The organism is Streptomyces sp. NPDC055025 (assembly GCF_053608565.1).
The window spans coordinates 1-1,380 of the sequence record NZ_JBSGVS010000153.1; the positions used below are offsets into that span (position 1 = coordinate 1).

Consider the following 1,380-nt stretch of genomic DNA (forward strand, 5'->3'; position numbering starts at 1 on the left):
CAGCAGCGTTGAGTAGAATGGGCGCGGTCTCCGCCTCGAAATCATGCTTATCGAGCAATTCAGCGACTGACGAACTGTCGCCACTGTTTCGAAGTGCAATCCACATTAATGCCTGAGCGGTTTTCGCCGCGTCGCAATCAGATACCACAGCAGGGGATTCCGTGATATCCCGTACCAACTCGGGCATTCCGAGAATGGCGGCCGACTCGCCGACCATCATCTGCGCCGAGATATGAATCTCTTTCAGGTGAGGCGCCCCAACCTCTACAACTCTCTGGAGGTCGCCCAGTTCGTGATATGCGTATATGCGCGGAGCCGCAAGCTTCAACGAAGACTCACCAAATACCTCCGCTTCCTCACAAATCTTCAAGCAAGCCGACGCGTCCCCGAGCAGTAGTCTTCCAACCGCAAGGTTCGCGGCTGCGTCCGATACTAGTGCGCCGATTTCCTTGCGCCAGAGTTTTTCATCGCGTGGCTCAAAACATTCACATACGGCGCGCAACGTACACTCGACCTCTGGCGGCAGTAGTCCCATTGAGGCCAGAAACGGGTCCTTACTGGCGAAGTCTGTGGCAATAAAAAGGACGTTGCTCCACGTGTAGAAGCCCGCACCATCCGCACGTAGAGCTCGGTCAGCATAAGCGAGGGACAACGCTCGGTCCCCCGCATCGTGAAAGCTGATTGCCATCATTTGCAACGCATCGGCGTTGCCTTGGAATCTGACGGGCACATCGGCTTCAGCAAGAAACTGCTTCAGTGCGATTTTTGTATTGGCCCAAGCAAGCCATACGTGGGCTGAATCCGGAAAACGCGAGCGCGCTTTCTCTGCGATGTCAAACGCGACGTCGAGATGGTCAGAAAGCAAGAGACCACGTATCTTTCCAGAGGTAATCCGGTCGTCATCCGGGTATATCTCATACGCGGTGTCAAATTTCTGTGCAGCGCCAGCGACATCTCCCGCGTGCCAATCCACAATACCGGAGAGCAAATACCATTTCGCTCTCTGCCGTTCATTTAATGAGGCGTGTTCATCAAAGATTACCGATAGCAACGCACTTGCGCCGCTGTAGCTCATTTCCTTAATGAGTTCGGCCACCTTGTCCAACTGTCTCGATGCTGTATTGTTTTCGTTTGTTACAAGCGACGAGACGAGCGCCGGCCCACCCACTTGCGACATGAATGAATCGAGCTTCGATGATACTGCACTTATGAGCTCATTGGTCTCGACCACCCTCGATTGAGTCTCCTCCGACGACCTTCTCATGTCATCAAAGACACCGCCTGGGGAGTTAGGGCTGTATTTCTTTTGAAGAATCGCGTGACGCTTTATGTGGTTACAAATATCGTCCCAAAACTCAATGCTTACCTTGAACTTTCCAG

1 protein-coding gene is annotated in these 1,380 nt (G+C 53.1%); it reads right to left on the reverse strand.

Annotated features, from left to right (window positions below; genetic code table 11):
* Positions 1-1,231 (reverse strand): hypothetical protein (locus ACWGDX_RS39325; protein ID WP_453633625.1); only part of this gene is annotated, 1,231 nt, incomplete at its 3' end.
* Positions 1,232-1,380: the final 149 nt, after the last annotated feature.